Source organism: Polaribacter sp. KT 15 (genome assembly GCF_900143115.1).
Classification (GTDB): Bacteria; Bacteroidota; Bacteroidia; order Flavobacteriales; family Flavobacteriaceae; genus Polaribacter; species Polaribacter marinaquae.
Map to the genome: position 1 here is coordinate 14345 of NZ_LT670850.1, position 25001 is coordinate 39345.

General features: G+C 28.6%; 23 protein-coding genes. 11 read left to right on the top strand and 12 right to left on the bottom strand.

Annotated features, from left to right (window positions below; translation table 11 throughout):
- Positions 1–13: 13 nt before the first annotated feature.
- Complete coding sequence (locus B5464_RS00080; RefSeq protein WP_079736682.1) at positions 14–1171, bottom strand: PLP-dependent aspartate aminotransferase family protein; 1158 nt, start codon at positions 1169–1171, stop codon at positions 14–16.
- Between the two features lie 74 nt (positions 1172–1245).
- Here B5464_RS00080 and B5464_RS00085 point away from each other — a divergent pair, with 74 nt between their 5' ends.
- The 3 genes from B5464_RS00085 to B5464_RS00095 all read left to right on the top strand — a co-directional run bounded on the left by B5464_RS00085 (position 1246) and on the right by B5464_RS00095 (position 2995).
- Positions 1246–1950 carry a Rossmann-like and DUF2520 domain-containing protein gene (locus tag B5464_RS00085; protein WP_079736683.1) on the top strand — a complete coding sequence of 235 codons (705 nt, stop codon included), beginning with the start codon at positions 1246–1248 and terminating at the stop codon, positions 1948–1950.
- Between the two features lie 23 nt (positions 1951–1973).
- Positions 1974–2498 (top strand): HAD family hydrolase, encoded by a 525-nt coding sequence (locus tag B5464_RS00090; RefSeq protein ID WP_079736684.1) that lies wholly within the window; start codon positions 1974–1976, stop codon positions 2496–2498.
- 74 nt (positions 2499–2572) lie between these two features.
- The gene (locus B5464_RS00095; protein ID WP_079736685.1) at positions 2573–2995 is read left to right on the top strand and encodes a DUF2147 domain-containing protein; all 423 of its coding nucleotides are present in this window, start codon (positions 2573–2575) and stop codon (positions 2993–2995) included.
- Positions 2996–3039: 44 nt separating this feature from the next.
- Here B5464_RS00095 and B5464_RS00100 read toward each other — a convergent pair whose 3' ends face one another.
- Positions 3040–3681, bottom strand: a complete 642-nt coding sequence (locus B5464_RS00100; RefSeq protein ID WP_077809418.1) for a protein-L-isoaspartate(D-aspartate) O-methyltransferase — start codon at positions 3679–3681, stop codon at positions 3040–3042.
- Between the two features lie 193 nt (positions 3682–3874).
- Here B5464_RS00100 and B5464_RS00105 point away from each other — a divergent pair, with 193 nt between their 5' ends.
- From B5464_RS00105 to B5464_RS14480, 3 genes are all read left to right on the top strand, one after another.
- Complete coding sequence (locus tag B5464_RS00105) at positions 3875–4834, top strand: Gfo/Idh/MocA family protein (RefSeq protein WP_079736686.1); 960 nt, start codon at positions 3875–3877, stop codon at positions 4832–4834.
- Positions 4835–4970: 136 nt separating this feature from the next.
- Positions 4971–5858, top strand: coding sequence for a 3-hydroxyacyl-CoA dehydrogenase family protein (locus B5464_RS00110; protein ID WP_079736687.1), 888 nt, complete (start codon positions 4971–4973; stop codon positions 5856–5858).
- Between the two features lie 9 nt (positions 5859–5867).
- On the top strand, positions 5868–6503 hold the full coding sequence (locus B5464_RS14480) for an acyloxyacyl hydrolase (protein WP_231963614.1): 636 nt from the start codon (positions 5868–5870) through the stop codon (positions 6501–6503).
- A 47-nt stretch (positions 6504–6550) separates the two neighbouring features.
- Here the strand turns inward: B5464_RS14480 and B5464_RS00125 are convergent, their stop codons facing one another.
- Positions 6551–7024 carry a Dps family protein gene (locus tag B5464_RS00125; RefSeq protein ID WP_077809421.1) on the bottom strand — a complete coding sequence of 158 codons (474 nt, stop codon included), beginning with the start codon at positions 7022–7024 and terminating at the stop codon, positions 6551–6553.
- A 103-nt stretch (positions 7025–7127) separates the two neighbouring features.
- Between B5464_RS00125 and B5464_RS00130 the strand changes: the two genes are divergently transcribed.
- On the top strand, positions 7128–8066 hold the full coding sequence (locus B5464_RS00130; protein WP_079736688.1) for a hydrogen peroxide-inducible genes activator: 939 nt from the start codon (positions 7128–7130) through the stop codon (positions 8064–8066).
- 77 nt (positions 8067–8143) lie between these two features.
- Here the strand turns inward: B5464_RS00130 and B5464_RS00135 are convergent, their stop codons facing one another.
- Entirely contained in the window at positions 8144–9763 is a 1620-nt protein-coding gene (locus B5464_RS00135) for an ABC-F family ATP-binding cassette domain-containing protein (RefSeq protein WP_079736689.1), read from the bottom strand.
- Between the two features lie 186 nt (positions 9764–9949).
- Here B5464_RS00135 and B5464_RS00140 point away from each other — a divergent pair, with 186 nt between their 5' ends.
- Together B5464_RS00140 and B5464_RS00145 are read left to right on the top strand one after the other, a co-directional pair.
- The gene (locus B5464_RS00140) at positions 9950–11347 is read left to right on the top strand and encodes a hypothetical protein (RefSeq protein WP_079736690.1); all 1398 of its coding nucleotides are present in this window, start codon (positions 9950–9952) and stop codon (positions 11345–11347) included.
- 138 nt (positions 11348–11485) lie between these two features.
- Positions 11486–13324, top strand: a complete 1839-nt coding sequence (locus tag B5464_RS00145) for a DEAD/DEAH box helicase (RefSeq protein ID WP_079736691.1) — start codon at positions 11486–11488, stop codon at positions 13322–13324.
- A 54-nt stretch (positions 13325–13378) separates the two neighbouring features.
- Here B5464_RS00145 and B5464_RS00150 read toward each other — a convergent pair whose 3' ends face one another.
- Genes B5464_RS00150 through pheT form a run of 3 tightly spaced genes read right to left on the bottom strand, consistent with a single transcriptional unit; the run spans position 13379 to position 17541 of the window.
- The gene (locus tag B5464_RS00150) at positions 13379–13996 is read right to left on the bottom strand and encodes a LysE family translocator (RefSeq protein ID WP_079736692.1); all 618 of its coding nucleotides are present in this window, start codon (positions 13994–13996) and stop codon (positions 13379–13381) included.
- A gap of 38 nt (positions 13997–14034) precedes the next feature.
- Positions 14035–15066: a quinone-dependent dihydroorotate dehydrogenase gene (locus B5464_RS00155; RefSeq protein WP_079736693.1), complete on the bottom strand. Its 1032-nt coding sequence runs from the start codon at positions 15064–15066 to the stop codon at positions 14035–14037.
- Between the two features lie 48 nt (positions 15067–15114).
- A complete protein-coding gene (gene pheT / locus B5464_RS00160; RefSeq protein ID WP_079736694.1) occupies positions 15115–17541 on the bottom strand; it encodes a phenylalanine--tRNA ligase subunit beta in 2427 nt (808 codons plus the stop codon).
- Positions 17542–17888: 347 nt separating this feature from the next.
- Between pheT and B5464_RS00165 the strand changes: the two genes are divergently transcribed.
- The gene (locus B5464_RS00165) at positions 17889–19883 is read left to right on the top strand and encodes an LTA synthase family protein (RefSeq protein WP_079736695.1); all 1995 of its coding nucleotides are present in this window, start codon (positions 17889–17891) and stop codon (positions 19881–19883) included.
- Here B5464_RS00165 and B5464_RS00170 read toward each other — a convergent pair.
- From B5464_RS00170 to B5464_RS00190, 5 genes are read right to left on the bottom strand one after another with little or no spacing between them, the layout of a single operon-like run.
- Positions 19880–20434 carry a phosphatase PAP2 family protein gene (locus B5464_RS00170; protein WP_079736696.1) on the bottom strand — a complete coding sequence of 185 codons (555 nt, stop codon included), beginning with the start codon at positions 20432–20434 and terminating at the stop codon, positions 19880–19882. The two genes, B5464_RS00165 and B5464_RS00170, sit on opposite strands and share 4 nt — an antisense overlap.
- A 5-nt stretch (positions 20435–20439) precedes the next feature.
- Entirely contained in the window at positions 20440–21594 is a 1155-nt protein-coding gene (locus B5464_RS00175; RefSeq protein WP_079736697.1) for a peptidylprolyl isomerase, read from the bottom strand.
- Positions 21595–21598: 4 nt separating this feature from the next.
- Positions 21599–22327, bottom strand: a complete 729-nt coding sequence (locus B5464_RS00180; protein ID WP_079736698.1) for an FKBP-type peptidyl-prolyl cis-trans isomerase — start codon at positions 22325–22327, stop codon at positions 21599–21601.
- A gap of 9 nt (positions 22328–22336) precedes the next feature.
- On the bottom strand, positions 22337–22870 hold the full coding sequence (gene gldI, locus B5464_RS00185) for a gliding motility-associated peptidyl-prolyl isomerase GldI (protein ID WP_079736699.1): 534 nt from the start codon (positions 22868–22870) through the stop codon (positions 22337–22339).
- Positions 22860–23888 (bottom strand): bifunctional oligoribonuclease/PAP phosphatase NrnA, encoded by a 1029-nt coding sequence (locus B5464_RS00190; RefSeq protein WP_079736700.1) that lies wholly within the window; start codon positions 23886–23888, stop codon positions 22860–22862. The genes gldI and B5464_RS00190 overlap by 11 nt, the downstream gene beginning before the upstream one ends.
- Positions 23889–23968: 80 nt before the next feature.
- On the opposite strand from B5464_RS00190, the gene B5464_RS00195 reads away from it, so the two are divergent.
- Positions 23969–25000, top strand: coding sequence for an alkaline phosphatase D family protein (locus tag B5464_RS00195; protein ID WP_079736701.1), 1032 nt, complete (start codon positions 23969–23971; stop codon positions 24998–25000).
- Position 25001: the final 1 nt, after the last annotated feature.

Sequence of the window (25001 nt, forward strand, 5' to 3'; positions counted from 1 at the left end):
TTATAAAAAGCTCTTATTTCTTAGCTTTTTGTATTGCTTGTTCAATGTCTTCAATTAAATCTTTTGGCTCTTCGATACCAACAGAAAAACGAATTAATCCATCTTTAATACCTCTTTCTAAACGTTCTTTTTCACTTAATAAAGCATGTGTAGTTTGCACAGGACTAACTGTTGTACTTTCTAAACCTGCCAAACTCATAGAAGGTTTAATAAATTTTAAATTATTTTGAAAATCCATTGCATCAATTCCGTTTGTCAACTCAAAAGACAACATAGCGCCAAAACCTTTCATTTGTTTTTTTGCTAATTCATGCTGCGGATGACTTTTTAAACCAGGATAATATACACGATCGATATCTAAGTTGCCTTCTAAATATAATGCCATTACTTCGGCATTTTTAGTTTGTTCTTTAACACGAAGATTTAACGTTTTTAAACTTCTTTCTAATAACCAAACTGTTTGATCGCTTAAGTTACCACCAAAATTGATTGCGGTATTCCAGATATGTGCAATATGTTCTTTACTAGCAGCAATGGCACCTGCAGAAATATCTGAATGACCACCCATATATTTTGTAGCAGAATGTAACATAATGTCTATGCCAAAATCAGCAGGATTTTGATTGATAGGAGATGCAAAAGTATTATCTATCATTGTTAAAATATCTTTTGACTTAGCTAAATTAGAAATTGCCGCTAAATCTGTAATTCCTAACAACGGATTAGAAGGTGTTTCTATATATAAAACTTTCGTATTCTCTTTAATTAGCGATTCAAAATCTTCTATAGTATCAGATTCTGTAAAAGAATATTCAATTCCGTATTTATCAAATTCAGAAACAATAAAATTATAGGTTCCGCCATAAATAACTTGCTGAATAATTACATGATCTCCAGATTTTAGAAAAGCAAACATAGCTGCAGAAATTGCCGCCATACCAGAACCAAATATTAAACCATCTTCTGTTTTTTCTAAAGCTGCAATTTTTTTACACAACATTTCTTGATTTGGTGTATTAAAATATCTAGGATATCGTTTTACATCTACACCGTCAAAAGCATAAGAAGTAGACATATACATTGGTGAAACTGCACCTTTAAATTGTTCATCTTTAACTTCTCCAGTATGTACACAAATTGTATTTATTCCTGGTTTATTGTTTTCTTTCATTTCGATAAATTTACATCAGCTAATTTAGTAAAAGCAATTCTAAAATTATATAAATTTATAATATCTTCGCTATAATGATATCAACAGTAATTATCGGAAACGGAAACGTAGCACATCATTTAGAAAAAGCTTTTTTAAAAGCTAATACTATTGATGTTACTAAAATTAATTCTAGAAATTTAAGTAACATCCCAAAAGCAGATATTACAATTATTGCCGTTTCAGATAATGCGATAGAAGAAGTTTCTTCTAAAATTGAAAATAGTTTTGTTGTGCATACTTCTGGTAGTTTTTCTATGGATAATTTACAGAACAAAACTCGCAAAGGCGTTTTTTATATGTTGCAAACTTTTTCTAAAAACAAAGAAATAGATTTTTCTAAAGTACCATTTTGTTTAGAAGCCGAAACTGAAAAAGATTACATTCTACTAGAAAAACTTGCAAAAAGCATTGGTAACAAAATTTATAATATTACTACAGAACAAAGAAAAACATTACATGTTGCGGCCGTTTTTGTAAATAACTTTACAAACCATTTATACAAAATTGGCGCAGATATTTGCGACACAAATAATGTTCCGTTTGAAATTTTACAACCTTTAATAGATGAAACAGCATCTAAAATTAAACAGTTAAAACCTGCTAGTGCGCAAACAGGTCCGGCAGTAAGAAACGATACTGAAACTATTAAAAATCATTTAGATTTACTTTCTAATGAACAGCAAATTATTTATAAAATACTAACCAAATCTATTCAGAAATCGAATAAAACTGAATAAAAAATAAAGATTACAATATAATTATGGAATTGAGCTACAAACAATTATTACCAAAAATTAATACTTTTATTTTTGATGTTGATGGCGTTTTAACCAACGGAATGTTAACAATTATGCCAGATGGCGAATTGGTAAGACATATGAATGTGAAAGATGGTTATGCTATGAAAAATGCTTTAAATAAAGGTTATAGAGTTTGTATAATTTCTGGCGGAACAAATGAAGGAGTAAGAAAAAGATTAGCAGCTTTAGGTATCGAAGATATTTACCTTGGTGCTCATAACAAAATAGAACAATATAAAGAACTTGTAAAAAAATACGATTTAAAAGCCGAAAATGTATTATACATGGGTGATGATGTACCAGATTTTCCTGTAATGGAATTGGTAGGAATGCCTGCTTGCCCAAATGACGCAGTTCAAGAAATACAACAAGTAGCTAAATATATTTCTTACAAAAAAGGTGGTGAAGGTTGTGTTAGAGATGTAATAGAACAAGTTTTACGTGTTCAAAACAAATGGAATGAAAATTTTGATGCGAGTTTATAAAACTTTAACAACAATATTCTAAAATATTTTATATTTTTAAATCCATTTTAATATGAATTCAATACTTTTTTAACATGAAAAAAACATTTTTTACATTTTTATTTTTGTCATTAGTACTTTCTATCAATTCGCAAACAATTTTTGGAAAATGGAATTCTAAAAATGAAACAGGTACAGTAGATTCTGTATTGGAAGTTTATGAAAAAAATGGCAAAGCATATGCAAAAGTTGTAGAAATATTAAATCCGGCTAGAAAAAATGCACTTTGTGTTGATTGTGAAGGTGAATATAAAGACAAACCCATTTTAGGTTTAGATATTTTATCTGGATTAGAAAAAGATGATGACGAATGGTCTGGAGGACAAATTATAGATCCAAGAAATGGTAAAACGTACAAATGCTATATTAAATTAGTAAATGCTAATAAGCTAAAACTTAGAGGATATATTGGTGTTTCACTCTTTGGTAAAACCGCCTATTGGGAAAGAGCTAAATAGAAATAAAAAAGCCGATTAAAATTAAATTTTAATCGGCTTTTTTATTAGTTTTTTTCTTCTAACATGGGTACAAATGCAAAATCACCAAGTTCATGTTTTTCAAATTCTTTTGCAGATTTTCTTATAAATAATGTCATAATTTGAGTTTTGTCTCCTACCGGAATCAACAACTTCCCTCCTACTTTAACTTGTGCTAATAAAGCTTTTGGCACATAAGGTGCACCTGCTGTTACTATAATTTTATCAAAAGGTGCTTTTTCTTTTAAACCTTTGTAACCATCACCAAAAATAAATCTCTTAGGTTTGTAACCTATTTTAGGTAAAAACAAAGACGTTTTTTTAAACAACTCTTTTTGTCTTTCTATAGAATAGACTTCTGCTTTCAGTTCTAATAATACAGCCGTTTGGTAACCAGAACCTGTACCAATTTCTAAAACTTTTTCTCCGGGTTTAATTTCTAAAGTTTCAGATTGAAAAGCAACTGTATAAGGCATAGAAATTGTTTGTTCTGCTGCAATAGGAAAAGCTTTGTCTTGGTATGCATGAGCTTCGAAACTAGAATCTATAAACAAATGTCTTGGTATTTTTCTAACCGCATTTAAAACATTTTTATCGGTAATACCTTTTGCTTCTAAAACAGCAGCTAATTGATTTCTAAGTCCTTGATGTTTGGATGTGTCTTTCAAATTTAATAATTTCTAAAGTCTAAAAATAGTAATAATTCTAAATACAATATTATAAAATTGTATCTTTGTTTTCGTTGATTTTTTCTATTAAAAAAATAGAAATTTTAAAGCATTTAAAAACAACATTATTCACTATTGTTTTTAATTTAAATGCTGCAACAACAGCTATTAATTCAAAAAAAATAATACATATATGCTAAAAGCTGGCGTTTTAGGTGCAGGACATCTTGGTAAAATTCATTTACGTTTACTACAACAATCGGATAAATATGAACTTGTTGGTTTTTTTGACCCATTTAAAGAAAATGCAGAAAAAGTTGCAAAAGAATTTGGTTACAAATTATTCGATTCGATAGAAGACTTAATAAAAGCTGTAGACGTTGTAGATATTGTTACACCAACTTTATCGCATTTTGAATGTGCTAAACTTGCCATTGAAAACGGTAGACATATTTTTATTGAAAAACCTATTACTAAAACCGTTGTAGAAGCAGAAGCTATTAAAACTTTAGCGAGTCAGTTTCATGTTAAAGGTCAAGTTGGGCATGTAGAACGTTTTAACCCAGCTTTTACTGCAGTAAAAGATAAAATTGATACACCAATGTTTATTGAAGCACATCGATTAGCAGAATTTAACCCAAGAGGTACAGATGTGCCGGTTGTTTTAGATTTAATGATTCATGATATCGATATTATTCTTTCTGTGATAGATTCTAAAGTGAAAAATGTAAACGCTAGCGGAATTTCTGTAATCTCTGAAACACCAGATATTGCAAATGCAAGAATAGAGTTTGAAAATGGCTGTGTTGCCAATTTAACGGCAAGTAGAATTTCAATGAAAAATATGCGTAAAACACGATTTTTTCAGAAAGACGCTTACATTTCTGTTGATTTTCTAGAGAAAAAATCTGAAATTGTTAGAATGAAAGACGTGCCAAACAAACCAGATGAGTTTGCAATGATTTTGCAAAATGCAGAAGGTGTAAAAAAGCAAATTTATTTCGACAATCCAGAAGTAGAAAATAACAATGCTATTTTAGATGAATTAGAATCTTTTGCAGATGCTATTCACAACAATACTAAACCTGTAGTTTCTTTAAGACAAGGTGCAGAAGCTTTAAGAGTTGCACAAATGATTATAGATTGTTTCTAAAACTTAACAAACAAGTGCGTTAAGGATAGAGCGGTTTGTTTGAGCTCTTTTTAAAATTTTTGTAAAATAAATTTTAAAAAAGCGAGTAGCGAAAGCCTGTTTAAACGCCCAAAAATAAATTTTAAATTAAATATTGATGAAAAATATCGCTGTAATTGGTGCTGGTACAATGGGTAACGGAATTGCCCATACTTTTGCGCAATTTAACTATAATGTACACTTAATAGATATTTCTGAAACTGCTTTAAATAAAGGTATTGCAAATATTACTAAAAATCTTGATAGAATGGTTGCTAAAGAAAAAATTTCTGAAGCAGATAAAATTTCTACTTTAAATAATATAACACCTTTTATTTCAATTGAAAACGGAGTTAAAGATGTTGATTTAGTTGTTGAGGCTGCTACAGAAAATGTAGCGTTAAAATCTAAAATTTTTAAACAATTAGATGAAGTTTGTAGTGAAAAAACAATTTTAGCTACCAATACATCGTCTATTTCTATTACTCAAATTGCTGCTGTTACTAATAGACCAGAAAAGGTTATTGGTATGCACTTTATGAATCCTGTACCGATTATGAAGTTGGTAGAAATTATTAGAGGTTATAATACTTCTGATGCTGTGATGGAAACGATTGTGAATTTATCTAAAGAAATTAAGAAAACTCCGGTAGAGGTTAACGATTATCCTGGTTTTGTAGCAAACAGAATTTTAATGCCAATGATTAACGAGTCTATTGAAACTCTATATAACGGTGTTGCTGGTGTTGCAGAAATTGATACTGTAATGAAATTAGGTATGGCACACCCAATGGGGCCTTTACAATTAGCAGATTTTATTGGTTTAGATGTTTGTTTGTCTATTCTTAATGTTTTATACGACGGATTTAAAAACCCAAAATATGCTCCTTGTCCACTTTTAGTAAACATGGTAATGGCTGGTAAATTGGGTGTAAAATCTGGTGAAGGTTTTTATGATTATTCTGAGAACAGAAAAGCAGAAAAAGTTGCTAAAATGTTTAGCTAAGAAAACATAATGAAAAAAGTATTCTTAGTCTTTATTTTTTCTACATTGATGTGTACTGCACAACAAACAAAAAAAGGGATTTTTAATTTTAAAAAAATTGGTTTTTTGTACAATAATGTAGATGAAGATAGTTTTTTATCTGCTGATAAAGACTATACTTATACTGCTGATATTTATAAGTTTCAGGTTTTTTATGATTTAGGAAAATGGAAATCTTTAGATTTTGATTTAATTGTACAACCGCAAAAACAAACGATCAAACATCAACTTATAAATGAACAATTTGTAACACCAGATGAAGATAATTATGAAGCTAAAAGAGCTGAATTTACAGCTTTAAAGTCAATAAATTTGTATGGTTTAGAGTTTGGTTTACTTATAGAACAAAACATATTTGAAAAATTAAATGCCCAAGTAACTCTTGGTTTAGGTTTGGCTACCATAAATAAAAGAACAGAACGTTTGGCAAAAGGTTTTACGTTTGTAGAAAATGCTTCTGTAGGGCTTTCTTATGAACCATTTAAAAAGGCGTTTATATACTTTGGTGGCAATATTGGTCATGTTTCTAACTTAGATACACAACAACCAAATAGCGGGTACACATTCGCGGGTTACGAGATTGGTTTTTCTTATTTATTGAAATAAAAAAAAGGGAGCAAATTGCTCCCTTTTATATTTTATGTTATTATTGATTATTTTCCTAACCAAGAATTTAACATCCAAATTGTTTTTTCTTGTTCTGCGATAAAATCACTCATCATAGAGTTTGTACCTTCATCATCTGCTTTATCTGATAAATCTAATATTTCTCTTTCAATTTTTAATAATTCTGATAATGAATTTACAACAAGCTCTACTCCTTCTACATCATTAGAAATATCTTTACCAACAGCAACAGAAGAAACTTCTAAATAATCTGTAAATGTGTGTAATGGTTTACCTTGTAATGTTAAAATTCTTTCTGCAATGTCATCTATTTTAACTTGCGAATCTGTATAAAACTCTTCGAACTTTACATGTAATTCAAAGAAATTTTTTCCTTTGATATTCCAATGTAAACCTCTTAAATTTTGGTAATATATTTGAAAATTTGCTAATAATCCGTTTAAATTATCAACTAAATTTGCACTGTCTTTTTTATCTAATCCTAATATTGATTTGCTCATTTTATTCTCTTTTAAGTGTACTTCAAATTTAATCAAAATTAAACCCCTTATTAGATAATAATTATTGATAGTTTTAATATCTTTATCAAAATTTCTTATATAAATGACTATTACTCAATTAAAATACGTTTTATCTGTTTCAGAATACCAAAATTTTACGGTAGCAGCAGAACATAGCTTTGTTACACAACCTACTTTAAGTATGCAAATACAAAAATTAGAAGATGAATTAGGCGTAAAAGTTTTTAATAGATCTAAAAAACCAATTGAACTAACAGAGGTTGGTAGAAAAATTGTAGAACAAGCTAAAGTTATTGTTGACGAAAGCAACCGAATTTTAGATATTGTACATCAACAAAAAGGATATATTGGTGGTGAATTTAAAATAGGAATTATACCTACAATTATGCCTACGTTGTTACCAATGTTCTTACAAAATTTCACTAACAAATATCCGAAAGTAAAATTAATTATTGAAGAATTAACAACAGAAGATATTGTTAGAAAGTTAACTGACGGACATATAGACGCTGCAATTGCTGCCACACCTTTAGAAAATGAAGCAATAAAAGAAAGACCTTTATATTACGAACCTTTTGTTGGTTTGGTGCCAAGAAACCACAGGTTATTTGATTCTAAACAAATTACTGCAGATGAGTTAGAAATGGAAGATATTTTGTTATTAGAAGATGGTCATTGTTTTAAAGACAGCGTTATTAATTTATGTAGAACTCATAAACAAGATAATAAAAAAGGTTTTCAATTAGAAAGTGGTAGTTTTGATACATTAATTAAACTATCTAAAGAAGGTTTGGGCATGACATTGTTACCTTATTTACATACTTTAGATTTAAACGCAACAGATAAAAGCCATTTAAGAGAATTTACAAATCCGCCACCAGCAAGAGAAGTAAGTTTAATTTACCACAAATCGCAATTAAAAATGCAATTAATAGAAGCTTTAAAGAAAACTATTGATGGTGTTGTTAGAGGTGCAATTTCATTTTCTGATGTAAAAATTATTAGTCCGTTAAAAAACTAACTTCAAAAATTACACATAAAAAAAAGGAAACCAATTTAATTTGGTTTCCTTTTTTTTATTTTGCTAATAAGCTATTCTTAAGAATACATCTTATCTCTTAATTCTTTAATTTTAGAATCTGATAAATATTCTTCGAAAGTTGTATATCTATCAATAACACCTTTTGGCGTTAACTCTATAATTCTATTTGCAACTGTTTGTGCAAACTCGTGATCATGCGTTGTAAATAAAACAGTTCCTTTAAAATTAATTAAAGCGTTGTTTAAAGATTGAATAGATTCTAAGTCTAAGTGGTTGGTAGGTTCATCTAAAACTAACACGTTTCCTCTTTTCATCATCATTCTAGACAACATACAACGTACTTTTTCACCTCCAGAAAGCACATTACTTTTCTTTAAAGCTTCTTCACCAGAAAATATCATTTTCCCTAAGAAACCACGTAAAAACACTTCTTCTCTTTCTTCTTCTGTTTGGGCATACTGTCGTAACCAATCTACCAAATTTAAATTTCCATCTTGAAAAAAGCTAGAGTTGTCTAGTGGTAAATATGATTGCGTAGTTGTAACTCCCCAAGAAAATTTACCAGCATCTGCGTCTTCATTTCCATTTATAATTTGATAAAAAGCTGTTACTGCTCTAGAGTTTTTAGAAATTACAGCTACTTTATCTCCTTTATTTAGATTGATATGAACATCATTAAATAATTTTTCTCCTTCAAATTCTTTAGATAAACCTTCTACATTTAAAATTTGGTCACCAGCTTCTCTATCTCTATCAAAAATAATTGCTGGGTAACGTCTACTAGATGGTTTAATATCTTCAACATTTAATTTATCAATCATTTTTTTACGAGAAGTTGCTTGTTTAGATTTTGCAACGTTTGCAGAAAAACGACGGATAAACTCTTCTAATTCTTTCTTCTTATCTTCAGCTTTTTTGTTTTGTTGTGCTCTTTGTTTTGCGGCTAATTGGCTAGATTCATACCAAAACGTATAGTTACCAGAGTAATGATTTATTTTTCCGAAATCTATATCAGAAATATGTGTACAAACAGCATCTAAAAAGTGTCTATCGTGCGATACAACAATTACTGTATTTTCAAAATTAGCTAAGAAGTTTTCTAACCAAGCAATCGTTTCGAAATCTAAATCGTTGGTTGGCTCATCCATTATTAACACATCAGGATTACCAAATAAAGCTTGTGCTATTAACACACGTACTTTTTGCTTACCATCTAAATCTTTCATTAAGGTGTAATGCAAATCTTCTTTAATACCTAAGTTAGAAAGCATTGCGGCAGCATTAGAATCTGCATTCCAACCATCCATTTCTTCAAAAACAATTTGAAGTTCTCCAATTTTTTCTGCATTTTCATCAGTATAATCTGCATACAAAGCATCAATTTGTTTTTTAATCTTAAACAAATCTTTGTTTCCCATTACTACGGTTTCTAATACCGGATACTCATCAAAAGCATAATGATCTTGCGTTAGAACAGACATACGTTTACCTGTTTCTAAGTGCACTTGACCAGAAGTTGGTTCTTGCACGCCAGAAATTATTTTTAAAAATGTAGATTTTCCGGCTCCGTTTGCTCCAATAATTCCATAACAATTTCCTTGAACAAATTTTGTATTAACTTCGTCGAACAAAATACGTTTTCCAAATTGAACAGATAAATTAGATACTGATAACATAAATAAGCTTTTTTGAATTTTGTGCAAAAGTACAAATTCCATTTTTCTTTTTACTCATAATCGTTAATACTTTTCTAAGTAAAAAATTGATTTCTAAATATTCTTTTAAACTATTTTAACAGTGAATTAACAACCTTACATTATTCTAATTTCTACATTTGTATACTATATTTGCGTTTTATATATATGAGTAAAAATTACATATTAATTGCACCGCTTTTATTACTATTAGTAGCAATGCAAAGTTGTACAAATAGTGGCAATAACACCAATACTTATTTTGGTGGTAAAATTATAAACCCTAAAACTAAATTTGTTGTTTTATATGCAAACGATAAATTAATAGACACGCTTGATTTAGACAATAAAAACAAGTTTCTAGGTACATTTAATAATTTAGATGAAGGTTTGTATTACTTTAAACATGGTAACGAAAACCAATACATTTATTTAGAACCAAAAGACAGTTTAATGTTACGTTTAAATACTTGGGATTTTGATGAATCTTTAGTATTTGCAGGTAAAGGTGCAGAACGTAATAATATTTTAATTGATATTTTTCTTGAAGACGAAAATGAAAGAAAACTTTTCTATAAATTAAATAGGTTATCACCAAACAAATACCAAGAAAAAGTAGATTCTATTATTGATGTTAGATTAGAAACCTATAAAGAATACATTGAAAAACATCCTAATGAAACTGATAGCTATTTTAAAATACTTAAAACAGCATTAACTTATACTATTTATTCTAGAGCAGAAAGATACCCAACCAATCATGTTTACAGTTTAAGAAAAAAGGATTTCCCAGAAATTAACTCTTCTTTTTATGATTACAGAAAAAATATAGAATACAATAACAATGATTTAATGTATTACACGCCTTATGCAAGATACATTACTAATTATCTATATAATAAAACCTATGCTTTAGGTCATAAACCAAAGCAAGATAGTTTTACAACTGCCTTTACTGTAGATTTACTGAATACAATAGATAAAGAAATAAATTCAAAAGATTCTAAAAATGCTCTGCTTAAAAGAACCGTTTTAGATCATTTTTACAGAAAATCTAGTTGTAATATTAATAATGAATCGTTTGAATTATTTTTTAAGCTTTCTACAAATAAAGATGATATAAGATTAGTAAAAAATGTTTTAGAAGATAATAAGGTAATTCATAAAGGAGATAAAGTTAAAGGTTTTTCAATTTTTGATTTTACCAATCAATCAATAGATATCACAGATTTTACAAAAAATAAAAATTCTGTTCTATTATTTTGGAACAAAGAATATATGTCTAAATCTTTCTTAAGCTCTAGAATACCCTACTTACAGAAAAAATTTCCAAATTTAAATTTTGCTGTGATAGAGGTTGATGGTAACAATAACAATAGAATTAAAAATATTGATATTAAAAATCAGTACTACATTAATTCAAAAGATTTAAAAGAAAATTTCCTTACAAGTAAAATGAACAGAACAATTCTTGTAAATAAAAACGGAATTGTTACTAATGGTTATGCCGCAATATCGTCTTATAACATTAATAATCAGCTTAAAGAACTAAGCAAAAACAATTAAACACTTAAAGACTTGCTATTAAGTTAATTTGATGTACCTTTGCACGATTTTAATTTTGAGGTAACTCATAGAAAATCAAGTCGAAATTTATAAATTGATTTGCAGGTGGGCGTTCTGTGAATCTACAAAAACACAGTAATGTCAACATTTTTAGAGTTAGGTTTAAAAGAACCTATAAACAAAGCATTAACAGATTTAGGTTACGAAAAACCAACTGTTATTCAAGAAAAAGCAATTCCACAAATAATTTCATCTACAGACGACTTAAAAGCATTTGCACAAACAGGTACAGGTAAAACTGCAGCTTTTAGTTTACCAATTTTAGAACTTTTAGATTCTAATAGTAAAAATGTACAAGCAATTATTTTATCTCCAACAAGAGAACTTGCAGTACAAATTGGTAACAACATCAAAGACTTTTGTAAATATTTACCAGACGTAAAAGTAACTACAGTATACGGTGGTTCTAGTATGGAAGAACAAATTAGATCTTTAAAAAAAGGATCTCAGATAGTTGTTGGTACTCCTGGTAGAACAGTAGATTTAATCAATAGAAGAGCATTAAAATTAGGAAACGTTGAGTGGTTAGTTTTAGATGAAGCCGACGAAATGTTAAACATGGGTTTCAAAGATGAGTTAGATAGCGTTTTAGATGCTACACCAGAAACGAAACAAACATTGTTATTTTCTGCAACTTTTCCTAGAGAAGTAGAAGCTATTGCAAGAAACTACATGACAAAGCCAGTAGAAATTACTTCTGGTGAAAAGAACCAAGGTTCTGATAATGTAAGTCATGAGTATTATGCAGTAACAGAAAGAACTCGTTACCCAGCATTAAAAAGAATTGCAGATTTAAATCCAAATATATATGCTATTATTTTTTGTAGAACTCGTAGAGAAACTCAAGAAGTAGCAGATAATTTAATTAAAGACGGTTACAATGCAGATTCTTTGCACGGAGATTTATCTCAAGGACAAAGAGATTCTGTAATGGGTAAATTCAGAAAAAAAACAATTCAAATTTTGGTTGCAACAGATGTAGCAGCAAGAGGATTAGACGTTACTGAGTTAACACACGTTATTAACCATAAATTACCAGACCAAGTAGAAAACTACAACCATAGAAGTGGTAGAACTGGTAGAGCTGGTAACAAGGGTATTTCTATAGTTTTAGTTAATGGTAAAGAAAAAGGAAAACTAAGACAAATAGAAAGAATAATAAAAAAGAAATTTGTTGAAGCTAAAGTGCCTTCTGGTAAAGAAATTTGTCAGAATCAATTAATGCATTTAATCGATAAAGTTCAAAATATAGAAGTAAATGAAACTCAAATTAATGAGTTTTTACCAAGTATTTACGAAAAATTAGAATCTTTAGATAGAGAAGAGTTAATTAAAAAATTCGTTTCGTTAGAATTCAATACAATGTTGGCATACTACGAAAACGCTAAAGATTTAAACGATTTGTCTTCTAGAGATAACTCTAGAGCAAGATCTACTAATGAAAACATGACACGTTTTTTCATCAATATTGGTAGAAAAGATAATTTAAACCCAGGTAAATTAATTGGTTTAATTAACGAGCAAAATATCGGTGATAAAATTGAAATTGGTGCTATAGATATTCTAGATACTTTTTCTTTCTTTGAAATTGATAAAAACTTCGAAGACAAAACTTTAGAAACTTTCTCTAGCAATCAACCTGATTTTGAAGGTAGATCTGTAAATGTTGAAGTTACTAAAAAAGAACGCTCTGGTGGCGGAAGAAGAGGCGGACGTAAAAAATCTTTTGGTAAAAAAGATGGCGGTTTTGGTAGACGTAGAAGTTCTGAAGGTTCTTCATCATCTTCTAGAAGAAGTGATTCTGGAAATAGAGGTCGTTCTGATAGACGTTCTTCTGATAGACCAGATAGAAGCTCTAGAAGCGGAGGAGATAGAAAAGCTTCTAGCGGATTCGGAAGAAAACGTAGAGAAAGCTAGATTATAAAATTTAAAAACCTTAAAAGCTCGTAAAATTAATTTTTTACGAGTTTTTTATTTATATAAAATTAAGAAAGCAATTAGTGTAAAAACAATTACTTGCATCCATTTTAGATAGAAACCTATTTTATTATTGAGCTTTATTTTTTCAGATATTTTTCCTGATAAAATTGCTATTCCAGAAAAGATTACTAAAGAAACCAACATAAAAATTAAACCCAAAACATAAAATTGAATAACTGTACTTAATTGATCACTGAATAAAAATCCTGGGAAAAAGGCAAGAAAGAAAATGGTTACTTTAGGATTTAAAACATTCATGATAAATCCTTGCTTAAATAATTGCAGCGTAGATTTTTTTGGGATATTATTTTGTGAAAGTTCAATATTATCGTCAGATTTATAAACTTTATAAGCTAAATATAATAAGTAAATAGCTCCAAATATTTTAATTGTTAAGTAGACACTCTCCGACTCTTTAATTATTGCTGAAACTCCGAAAGCTAATAATGTCGTATGAATTAAACAACCACTTATCAAACCAAAAACAGTTGCTAAACCGTATTTTTTACCATTAACAATACTTTGAGTTAACACAAAAATATTATCAGGTCCTGGCGATAAAGCTAGCATAGAGGTTGCTATTGCAAACGAAAAAAGGGTTTCTATCATTTTATAAGTAAATCTGTATAATTTAATTATAAAAATAGTTAATTATTTAAAATAGCTTTATTTATTTTTTTGATTAAACTTGGTCCTTCATAAATAAATCCTGTATAAACTTGCACTAGATCTGCACCTGCGTTTAATTTTTCTAAAGCATCTTCTGCAGAATGAATACCTCCTACTCCAATAATCGGAAAACTTTTATTAGAATTATCAGCTAAGTATTTAATTACTGCTGTACTTTGATTTTTTATAGGTTGACCACTAACCCCACCGTTACCAATTTCATTTAACCTTTCTTTACTCGCTTTTAAATTATCTCTTTTAGTCGAAGTATTTGAGGCAATTACACCATCTATATTGGTTTCTGCAACTAACTCAATTATTTCGTCTAATTGTACATTATTTAAATCCGGAGCAATCTTAAGCAGAATTGGTTTTTTAATTGTAAACTGGTTGTTCTTTTTTTGACATTCTGTAATCAATTCAACTAAATAATCTTTGTCATTTAATTTAGCGTGACTTCCTACATTTGGACAACTAACATTTAAAACAAAATAATCTACAAATGGATGTAATTCAGCAAAAACTTCTAAATAATCTTTGGTATAATCTTCAGCAGAAGTAGTTGTGTTTTTTCCTATGTTACCACCAATTATTACTTTATGTTTATTCTTTTTTAAATTTTTTATTGCCTCTTCTACACCATCATTATTAAAACCCATTCTATTAATGATACCTTTATCATCCTTTAATCTAAAAAGTCTTTTTTTAGGATTACCAACCTGTCCTTTTGGTGTAACTGTTCCTATTTCTATAAAACCGAAACCAAAATTTGCCAACTCATTATATAATACTGCATTTTTATCAAAACCAGCAGCTAAACCTACAGGATTCTTAAAAGTTAATCCAAATAGATTACGTTCTAATTTTTTATCATTAATTTGATATACTTTTCTAAATAAAGGTGCTATCAAAGGGATTTTACATAAAAATCGAATTAGAGAAAATGTAAAGTAATGAACTTTTTCTGGATCAAATAAAAATAAAATAGGTCGTATAATTAATTTGTACATAAAATTAGGGTATAAAAAAAGCCCCAAATAACATGGAGCTTTTATAAATTATCTTAAAACAGCATTAAAATTCTTTTCGAAAGTTTGCTGAAGTTTTTGCATTATTTTGTCAATCTGTTTATCGGCTAACGTTTTTGTTTCATCTTGCAATAAAAAACTAACTGCATAAGATTTTTTACCTTCTGGTAGATTTTTACCTTCGTAAACATCAAATAAATCAACTTCTTTTAATAACTTTTTTTCTGATTGAAAAGCAGCATTATAAAGCTCTTTAAATTCGGTTTTAGTATCTAGCAATAATGCTAAATCTCTTTTTACAGCAGGAAACTTAGCCAAATCTGTAATTTTAATGTTTTTATTCCCAGTAATTTTTAAAATCGTATCCCAATTAAAATCTGCAAATAAAACCTCTTGTTTAATTCCGAATTCTTTTAATAAAGCTCTTTTAACAACTCCAAACTCTACAAGTTTCATTTTACCTAAACTTAAGGTAATTCCTTCAGAAAAAACATCTAATTTAGAAGGAGTTGTTTTAAGTTTATCTACCCCTAACCTACCAAGAATATTCGTAATTAAACCTTTTAAGTAGAAAAAATCTGATTGCTTATTGTTCTGAACCCAAGTATCATTTGTTCTGTTACCAGTAACAAATAATGTTAGGTGTTTATCTTCTTGATATTTATCATTGTATTTATGATAAGTTTTACCAAACTCATAAAACTTTAAAGCATTATTTTTTCTATTGATGTTGTAAGAAACAGACTCTAAACCACTAAATAATAAGGACTGACGCATCACCTTTAAATCGTTACTTAATGGATTTAACATTTCTACATTAGCTTCTTCATTTATATTTTCTGATAAAGTTGCATAATGCGGTTTTGTTAAAGAGTTTGCCATAGTTTCATTAAAACCTAAAGCAGATAATTGATTTGCTACAACATTTTCTATCTTAGAATCTTTATTAGAGTCAAAAGAAATAGAAGTATTTAATTTATGAGAAAATTCGATATTATTATAACCGTAAACTCTTAAAATTTCTTCTATAATATCTGCTTCTCTTTGAACATCTGTTCTATAAAAAGGAATTGTTAATCCTAAACCACCTGCAGTTTCACTGTTAATTTTAATTTCTAATGAAGCTAAAATATTTTTAATTGTTTCTTTTGGTAGTTCTTGACCAATTAATCGGTATGCATTTTCGTAAGATAAAAACACTTGATAATCTTCTGCTTTTTCAGGATAGAAATCAGAAATATCAGATCCCATTTTTCCGCCAGCATATTCTTCAATTAACAAAGCAGCTCTTTTTAAAGCATATTCTGTCATATTAATATCGATTCCTCTTTCAAAACGGAAAGAAGCATCTGTATTTAAAGCATGTCTTTTAGCTGTTTTTCTAACAGAAACCGGATTAAAATATGCACTTTCTAAGAAAATTGAAGTTGTATTTTCTGTAACACCAGATTTACTTCCTCCAAATACACCTGCTATACAAAGCGGATTTGAATCTGCATCACAAATCATAATATCTTCTGATGACAATTCTCTTTCTACATCATCTAGTGTTGTAAACTTTGTTCCTTCTTCTAAAGTTTTAACTAAAACTTTATTTCCTTTTATTTTCTGAGCATCAAAAGCATGTAAAGGCTGTCCTAATTCATGTAAAACATAATTAGTTATATCTACAATATTGTTTTTAGGCGTTAAACCGATTGCTTTTAATCTATTCTGAATCCACTCCGGAGAATCTTTAACAGTTACATCTGTAATTGTAATACCGCAATATCTAGGAGCTTGTTCTTTATTTTCTACTTCAACATCAAAACGGAGTGTTCTTTCATCAACATGAAAATCACTTACCGAAGGAGAAATTAATTCTAAATTAATTTCTTGCTGCATTAAACCCGCTCTTAAATCTCTAGCAACACCAAAATGGCTCATCGCATCAGATCTATTTGGAGTTAAACCAATTTCAAAAATTTGATCTATTTCTATATTAAAAACTTCTGCAGCTGGTGTTCCTGTAGTAAGAGTTTCATCTAAAACCATAATACCATCGTGCCCAGAACCTAAACCTAGTTCGTCTTCGGCACAAATCATTCCATGACTTTCTTCTCCTCTAATTTTACCTTTTTTTATTTTAAACCCTTCTCCTTTATCATCATATAAAGTAGTACCAATAGTTGCAACAGGTACTTTTTGACCAGCAGCTACATTTGGTGCACCACAAACAATTTGTACAGGTTCTCCGTTACCTAAATCTACTGTAGTTACTTTTAATCTATCTGCATTTGGGTGTTGCACACATGTTAAAACTTCACCAACAACAATACCTTGTAAGCTCCCTTTAATAGACTCTTTAGTTTCTATTCCTTCTACTTCTAGACCTAAATCAGTTAATAATTCGCCTGTTTTAACAGCATCCCAATCTGTTTGTAAAAACTGTTTTAACCAATTGTATGATATTTTCATATTCCTTTTTTCGGGTTTATAAGCTGCAAATTTAACTATTTTTATCGTTTTTTAAGTCCATTTTCTAGTTAAAAGACGTAAGTTTATTCACAATAAACATAATATTTAATTCTGTTGAATTTGAAGAAATGGAATCTACATTTTATATTTTTTTAATTCTCTGTATTTCATAGAATAAACTAAAAATTAAACCATGTTTATTTATTATAAATTTTGATGAATCAAAGTTCATCAGTAAAAGTATTTCATTAAATTATTTTTTAAACACAGGATAGGCCAAGTTTTTGAAAACATTTATAAATTTATTAGTAACCGAAAAACAATATATTTGCAGTTAAAAAAATATAATGTTCAAAAGAATACCAAACTATATTAAGTATATTTTCACTCATCTTATTTTTCTGTTTGCTTATATATTTTTCTTTAGAATTTTATTTTACTTTTTATTTTCCGAGTTAGATAATATTGCAATTAGTGAAGTAAGAAAAGGTTTCTTTTTAGGAGCACGTTTCGATTTAAAATTAGCTGTAATAACAATTTTTCCGATAGCTATTTTAGTATTAATAACCAACTATAAATTTTTAAGTAAAAAAATATTCAAAATTATTGCAAATATTTACTTCTTAATTGGTTATGTAATTTTAACACTTTTCTTTTTATTCGATTTTGGGTATTATGACTATTTAAACATTAGACTAGACGCTTCTTCTTTACGCTTTTTAAGCAATTTAAAAATCTCTAGTAAGGTTTTAGTAGAAAGCTACCCTATTTATAAAGGTTTGATTGGGCTATTATTACTTTGTGTTGCTGTCTTTTGGTTTTCTAAATTTATTTACAACTCATTTACAACTCAAAAAACTCTTATTACTAACAAAGTTAAATCACTTTATTTTATTGGAACATTTTTAATTCTTTCTTTCGGAATTTATAATAGTTTTACTCACTATCCTCTTCGATGGAGTCAAGCTTTTTTTTCTAAAAATAATGCAGTAAATCAATTTACTTTAAATCCTGTTTTATATTTTTTTGACAGTTTTGCCTACAGAAGTGAAGGTGTAAATATGAAAGAATTTAACAAATATTACCCTGTAATTTCTAAACACTTAAAATTACCTAAAGATTCAATATCATTTTCTAGAAAAATAAATTTTGAAACGACTTTTAAAGAAAAACCAAATGTAATTATTGTTATGTTAGAATCCGTTGGTGTTAAACCAATGAGCTATTATGGTAACCCGATAAATAGTACACCTGTTTTAGATTCTTTACTTCAAAAAAGCATCAGCTTTCCTAATTTTTATGTACATAAATCTGGAACAGCTGCTAGTGTTTTTGCAAGTGTAACAGGTTTACCAGATGTCGAAAATATTAGAACAGCTTCTAGAAACCCTCTCTTACAAGACCAAAGAATTCTTTTTGATCAGTTTACAGATTATGAAAAATTATTTTTTTTAGGCGGAAGTGCAAATTGGGCAAACATTAGAAGTATTTTTCAATCGAATATTAAAGGTTTAAAAATTTTTGAAGAAGGAAGCTACGAAACTGAAAACAGAGCAGATGTTTGGGGAATTGATGATTATGAATTGTTCAAAGAAGCTAATAAAGAGTTAGAAAAAATATCTAAAAAAGGCAAACCCTTTGTAGCTTATATACAAACAGCAACAAATCATATGCCTTTTACAGTACCAGATGCTAAGGAGAGTTATAAACCTTTAAAAGAGAATGATATTTCTAAAAATCAATTAGAAGAAAGCGGTTTTAAATCTGTAGATCAATTAAATGCACTTAGATATCTAGATTTTAATGTGGGTAGATTTCTAAAAAGAGCTAAAGAATCTGGTTATTATGATAATACAATTTTCGCTTTTTTTGGTGATCATAATACTGCTATGACAAAAACAGATTTGTATTCTAAAGAATATGATTTAAATATTCAATCGCAACATGTACCTTTTTTAATTCACGCGCCTAAATATGTAAAGCCGAGAGTTATTAAAAAGAATGGTAAATTAATTGACTTATTTCCTACTTTAATTAGTTTAGCTAAAATAGAACACACAAACTATACTTTGGGTAACAATTTATTAGATAGTACCTACATAAATAGTAACTCTTTTGTATACTTAGGTATTAAAGGAGAACCTGCTGTAGGGATAATTGAAGATAGTTTGTATTACTATAAAACGACCATTACAAAATCTAATGGTTTGTATAATTTAAAAGAAAAATCGCTTAGAGATTTAAAAGATAATTTACCAAGAAAAACTAGAGAATTAGACAGTTTACTCAGCGCTTATTATAACGCTACCAAATACTTATATTTTAATAATAAAAAAGACTAACTAAAAATCTTTTTATCTAACTTATTAAATAAGTAAAAATAAATTTTTGCAAAAGTGATTCCGATTAGAATTCCTACTAAAATGTCTATTGGATAATGAATACCCAAATACAATCTACTATAAGCAAATATCATTGGAAATAATAACAAAAAGTACACATACTTGTACGCATCTTTTAGTAACAAAATAACAAATACAGTAAAGAAAGTAGATGTTGTTGCATGACCAGACATAAAGCTAAAGCTTTGCGGACTTATTAATGTTCTAAGCTGATATTTTATAGTAATATCGTTATTAGGTCTTATTCGTTGTACAGAATTTTTAATTAGATTAGTAAATTGATCTGAAAATGCTACTAAAATAATCATCGCCAATAAAACGAATCCTCCTTTTTTCCAACCAAATTTTTTAATTACCAAAAACATAATTAAAAGAAATAAAGGAATCCAGTTTCGTTGATCTGTAACAGTCAACCAAAACGGATCCCAATATTCATTTCCTAAATTATTTAGAAAAATTAGTAATTCTTTGTCTTTTTGAATAATATTCATAAAACTTACTTACCAATTTTTAGAACTTCAACCTCAAAAACCAAATCAGATTTTGCAGGAAAAGGCCCAAATTTTATATTACCAAAACCAATAGTATAAGGTATAAACAACCTTGCTTTTTCGCCTTGTCTCATAGTCAAAATACCTTCTTTCAATCCACTTATCATAGGTCTAGCTTCATCATTTAAATCAAAAACTATAGGATTACCAACATCACTAGAAGATTGCATTCTTGTACCATCTGCAATGTAAAGAGTATAATTTACTGTAACAGATTTTTTAGGGTTTACCTTTTTACCGTTCGTTTCTTTTAGTTTTAATATACGTAAACCTGTACCTGTTTTAGTTGCTTTAGATTCTTCCTTTTCAATTAAAAATTCTTTTTTAGCTTTTAAATATTTAGCATATCTCTTTTCTTCTAGAATTTTTTCTTGTTCTAGTTTTTCTTTTTGAGATTTATTAAAATTTTCAACTTCTCTATCAAAAACTTCAGCAGCATTAAAATTCTCTGCAAAATCACCTATTCTGATAATATTTATAGTTTTTATAGTATCGTTTTGATCGATATTATTAACCACTAACATTCTTGTAGAATCTATGGCTTTTACTAATTGTAAAGAATCAGAATATTTTTGTTGAAGTTTTTTTAATTCAAAAGGGTTCACAACAGTTTTTCCAAAAACACTGTGTTTACCATCTAAATGCGGAATTGGTCTATGTGTTATAAAAAATTGACTATTATTTGTTGTTGGACCTCCATTAGCCATAGAAAGCACACCTTGATCGTCGTGTTTATACAAAACATCTCCATTTTGATCTCTCGGGAATTCGTCACCAAAAAGATATCCTGCACTTTTTCTACCTTCTGGTGTAAATCCACCACCTTGAATTACAAAATTAGGCACAACTCTATGAAAAATAATACCTTCGTAAAAGTTTTTACCTTTTAAAGAATCGGCTAATCTGCTATTTGTACCCTCAACTAAAGCAACAAAGTTGGCTACAGTTTTGGGTACATTTTCTGCATGTAATTCTAATAAAATATTTCCTTTATTGGTTTCTATTTCTGCATACAAACCGTTGTCTAAATCTTTATACTTTTGAGTATTACAAGATGTTAGAACAATCAATAATAAAGAAACTATGAAAAAATTTTTCATTCTATTATTTTAAAACTTCTAATAATTCGATTTCGAAAATTAATGTAGAAAAAGGCTTGATGTTTTCTCCTCTTTGCTGTACACCATATGCTAATTCTTGTGGAATAAAGAATTTATATTTTGCTCCTTCTTTCATTAACTGCACACCTTCTGTCCATCCTTTAATTACTTGATTTAAACCAAATTCTGCTGGTGTACCTCTATCTACAGAACTATCAAAAACTTTACCATCTAAGTTAGTACCATGATAATGAACTTTTACTCTAGAGTTTGGTCCTGCTGGTTTTTCTCCTTTACCTTCTTTTAAAACGATGTATTGAATACCACTTTCTGTAGTTTTTACACCTTCCTTATTTTTATTTTCTGCTAAAAATTCTTCTCCTGCTTTTTTGTTTTCTCCAAACTTAGCCATTGCTTCCTTTTCTGCTTTTGCTTGCATTTCTTTCATTTGAGCTTCTTGCTTCTTCTGAAAGTATGAACTTAAGACTTTTTGAATATCTTTATTCTCAATTAATAAATTTGTAGAGTCTAAACCATTTCTAATACCTTGTGCTAATAAATCTTTATCTACTTCACTAAAATTAGATTTTAATTGACCAGACATACTTAAACCAACTGCATAACTAACAGAGTCTAATTCTGTTTCTAAAGAACTAACTTCTTTTACTTGGTTTCCGCAAGAAAACATAGATACTGTAATTGCTACTGCTGCTAAATTTTTTACAATTTTCATTTTTATAAATTATTTAATGTTTATTAATTTTACGTTACTTTTAATTGTTTTGTTCATTTCTATTTTGTTGCCATCTCCAGTAATACCAAAAGCATTATAAGACGGAATAACAAATGTAATTGTTTCTCCTATTTTCATCAACTTTATTCCTTTTTGAATTCCAGAAATAAAATCTTCTTTATCTACTCGGTAAGTTTTTACACCTAATTCTTCTTTAGAATAAATTATTGAGTCGTTCAAATCTCTAATATCGTATTCTATCTCTACAACATCACCTGTTTTTGGTGAAATGGTATCTGTTACATTTTTATTTTTATATGTGTACCAAAATCCGTTTGATGAATTTTGATAAACCTTAAGAGAATCTTTTCTAATAAAATCTAAAATCTTTTCATCTTCATATTGCGCCATTTTCTTAGCAGTTTCTATATTATCTTGAAAGATTGTTGTGCTTGCCTTCGGATTAATAGGTCTTCTTGGTTGTGGTTTAGAACAACCTAAAATCAATAATAAGAAAATAATAAAATAGAAATTAGTCTTCATAAGAGGTTTTTAATTCAGTTTTATATTTTGGTAATAGCGCTTTAAATTCTTCAATAATTTCTTCTATAGAACCAGAAAACCTTCCTCCTGCTGCATTATCATGTCCGCCACCATCAAAATGATTTCTAGCAAATTTGTTTACAGAGAATTTCCCTTTAGATCTAAATGAAATTTTAATAATATTTTGCTCTTTATCTTCAATAAAAATTGCTGCAAAAATTATTCCTTTTAAAGACAAAGCATAATTTACAACACCTTCTGTGTCTCCTTTCTGAAAATCAAATTTTTTCTTTTCGTCTTCGGTTAACGTAATAAAGGCGGTTTTAAATTCTGGTAATATTTGTAAATTTGTTAGTGCTTGTCCTAATAATAATAACCTTCCGTAAGAATTAGAATCGTAAACGTTGTTATGTATTTTATCATTTTTAGCTCCTTTGTCAATAAGATTTGCAATAATTCTGTGAGTAGTACTTGTTGTAGATCTAAACCTAAAGGAACCTGTATCTGTCATGATACCAGTATACAAACACGTAGCAATATCTTTATCAATTAAATCTAAATCATTGTTCATTTCTATAAATTGATACACCATTTGACATGTAGAACAAATGGTAACATCAGAATACATATATTTTACATCGTCTGGTTGCTGATGATGATCTATCATTGCAAAATCATTAGGATACTTTTCTAATGTATTCTGCATATCGTTACCAACTCTGTGTAAAGCATTAAAATCTAATAAAAATATAATTTCTGATGCTTCTATAGCCTTTTTAGATTGCGAGTTTTGCCAATCGAAACGATACGTGTTTTTAGAACCAGGTAGCCAATGTAAAAAATCTGGATACTCATTAGGTACAACAACTGTTGGTTTATGACCTTTTTTTTCTAAATAATGTAATAAGCCTAAAGTAGAACCCATTGCGTCTCCGTCTGGGTTTCTATGACCAATAATTACAATATTTCTTGGTTCTGATAAAAACGTTTTTAACTCTTCAAATCCTTTTAAAATCATATGTGGCGAATATACAATTTAATAACATTGTTCAAAATAAAAATTAATTTACATTTGTTTAAAACTCAAACCTATTTAAAGTGAAATTAATTATTAAATATTATTATTTTATCTGTGCTTTTTTTATTTTTTCATGTACATCAACTGGCACAATCATCGAAAATGAAACAAACGATTTTACAATTGCTTTTGGATCTTGTAACAAACAATATGTAGAAAATGTACTTTGGAAAGAAATTAAAAAAAACAAACCTAATTTATGGATTTGGGGTGGAGATAATATTTATGCAGACACTCATAATTTAGCAAAGCTTAAAGAAGATTATGCAACTCAAAAAAATCAAAAAGGGTATCTAGATTTAGTTAAAAACATTCCCGTTATGGCTACTTGGGACGATCATGATTACGGAGTTAATGACAGTGGTGTAGAATCGCCAAATAAAATAGAAGCTCAAAAAGCTTTTTTAGATTTTTTTAATGTAGACGCTAATGATTCTCGCAGAAATCGAAAAGGAATTTATCATACAGAAACTTTTAAGACAGCAAAAGGTGCTATAAAAGTATTTACTTTAGATACACGCTATTTTAGAACTGCCTTAACAGACGACAACGATACTAAAAAAAGATACAAGCCAAATACATATGGCAAAGGTACTGTTTTAGGTGATCAACAATGGGAATGGTTAACTAAAGAACTAAAAAACTCTAATGCAGAATTCAATATTATTGTTAGTAGTATACAAGTTTTATCTCAAGAACATGGTTACGAAACTTGGGGTAATTTTCCGCATGAAGTAGATAAATTAAAGCAAATAATAAAAGATAGTAAAGCAAAGGGTGTTTTATTACTTTCTGGCGACAGACACATTTCTGAGTTTTCTAAAACAGAAGTTAAAGACTTAAACTATCCTTTAATCGATTTTACTTCTAGTGGATTAACACATTCTTACAAAAATTTTAGTGGTGAAGAAAATAAAAATAGAGTTCTAAATGTTGTATCAGAAATAAGTTATGGTTTGTTAAAATTTGATTTTGACACTCATAAAATCACAATGGAAATGCGTGGTAAAAACAATAAATTGTTACAAGAACTTTATCAAATCTATCCATAAC

Excerpts from the sequence above, each read along its gene's own strand:
- B5464_RS00080 (WP_079736682.1), bottom strand. The coding sequence starts at position 1,171 with ATGAAAGAAAACAATAAACCAGGAATAAATACAATTTGTGTACATACT.
- B5464_RS00085 (WP_079736683.1), top strand. The coding sequence starts at position 1,246 with ATGATATCAACAGTAATTATCGGAAACGGAAACGTAGCACATCATTTA.
- B5464_RS00090 (WP_079736684.1), top strand. The coding sequence starts at position 1,974 with ATGGAATTGAGCTACAAACAATTATTACCAAAAATTAATACTTTTATT.
- B5464_RS00095 (WP_079736685.1), top strand. The coding sequence starts at position 2,573 with ATGAAAAAAACATTTTTTACATTTTTATTTTTGTCATTAGTACTTTCT.
- B5464_RS00105 (WP_079736686.1), top strand. The coding sequence starts at position 3,875 with ATGCTAAAAGCTGGCGTTTTAGGTGCAGGACATCTTGGTAAAATTCAT.
- B5464_RS00110 (WP_079736687.1), top strand. The coding sequence starts at position 4,971 with ATGAAAAATATCGCTGTAATTGGTGCTGGTACAATGGGTAACGGAATT.
- B5464_RS14480 (WP_231963614.1), top strand. The coding sequence starts at position 5,868 with ATGAAAAAAGTATTCTTAGTCTTTATTTTTTCTACATTGATGTGTACT.
- B5464_RS00125 (WP_077809421.1), bottom strand. The coding sequence starts at position 7,024 with ATGAGCAAATCAATATTAGGATTAGATAAAAAAGACAGTGCAAATTTA.
- B5464_RS00130 (WP_079736688.1), top strand. The coding sequence starts at position 7,128 with ATGACTATTACTCAATTAAAATACGTTTTATCTGTTTCAGAATACCAA.
- B5464_RS00135 (WP_079736689.1), bottom strand. The coding sequence starts at position 9,763 with ATGTTATCAGTATCTAATTTATCTGTTCAATTTGGAAAACGTATTTTG.
- B5464_RS00140 (WP_079736690.1), top strand. The coding sequence starts at position 9,950 with ATGAGTAAAAATTACATATTAATTGCACCGCTTTTATTACTATTAGTA.
- B5464_RS00145 (WP_079736691.1), top strand. The coding sequence starts at position 11,486 with ATGTCAACATTTTTAGAGTTAGGTTTAAAAGAACCTATAAACAAAGCA.
- B5464_RS00150 (WP_079736692.1), bottom strand. The coding sequence starts at position 13,996 with ATGATAGAAACCCTTTTTTCGTTTGCAATAGCAACCTCTATGCTAGCT.
- B5464_RS00155 (WP_079736693.1), bottom strand. The coding sequence starts at position 15,066 with ATGTACAAATTAATTATACGACCTATTTTATTTTTATTTGATCCAGAA.
- pheT (WP_079736694.1), bottom strand. The coding sequence starts at position 17,541 with ATGAAAATATCATACAATTGGTTAAAACAGTTTTTACAAACAGATTGG.
- B5464_RS00165 (WP_079736695.1), top strand. The coding sequence starts at position 17,889 with ATGTTCAAAAGAATACCAAACTATATTAAGTATATTTTCACTCATCTT.
- B5464_RS00170 (WP_079736696.1), bottom strand. The coding sequence starts at position 20,434 with ATGAATATTATTCAAAAAGACAAAGAATTACTAATTTTTCTAAATAAT.
- B5464_RS00175 (WP_079736697.1), bottom strand. The coding sequence starts at position 21,594 with ATGAAAAATTTTTTCATAGTTTCTTTATTATTGATTGTTCTAACATCT.
- B5464_RS00180 (WP_079736698.1), bottom strand. The coding sequence starts at position 22,327 with ATGAAAATTGTAAAAAATTTAGCAGCAGTAGCAATTACAGTATCTATG.
- gldI (WP_079736699.1), bottom strand. The coding sequence starts at position 22,870 with ATGAAGACTAATTTCTATTTTATTATTTTCTTATTATTGATTTTAGGT.
- B5464_RS00190 (WP_079736700.1), bottom strand. The coding sequence starts at position 23,888 with ATGATTTTAAAAGGATTTGAAGAGTTAAAAACGTTTTTATCAGAACCA.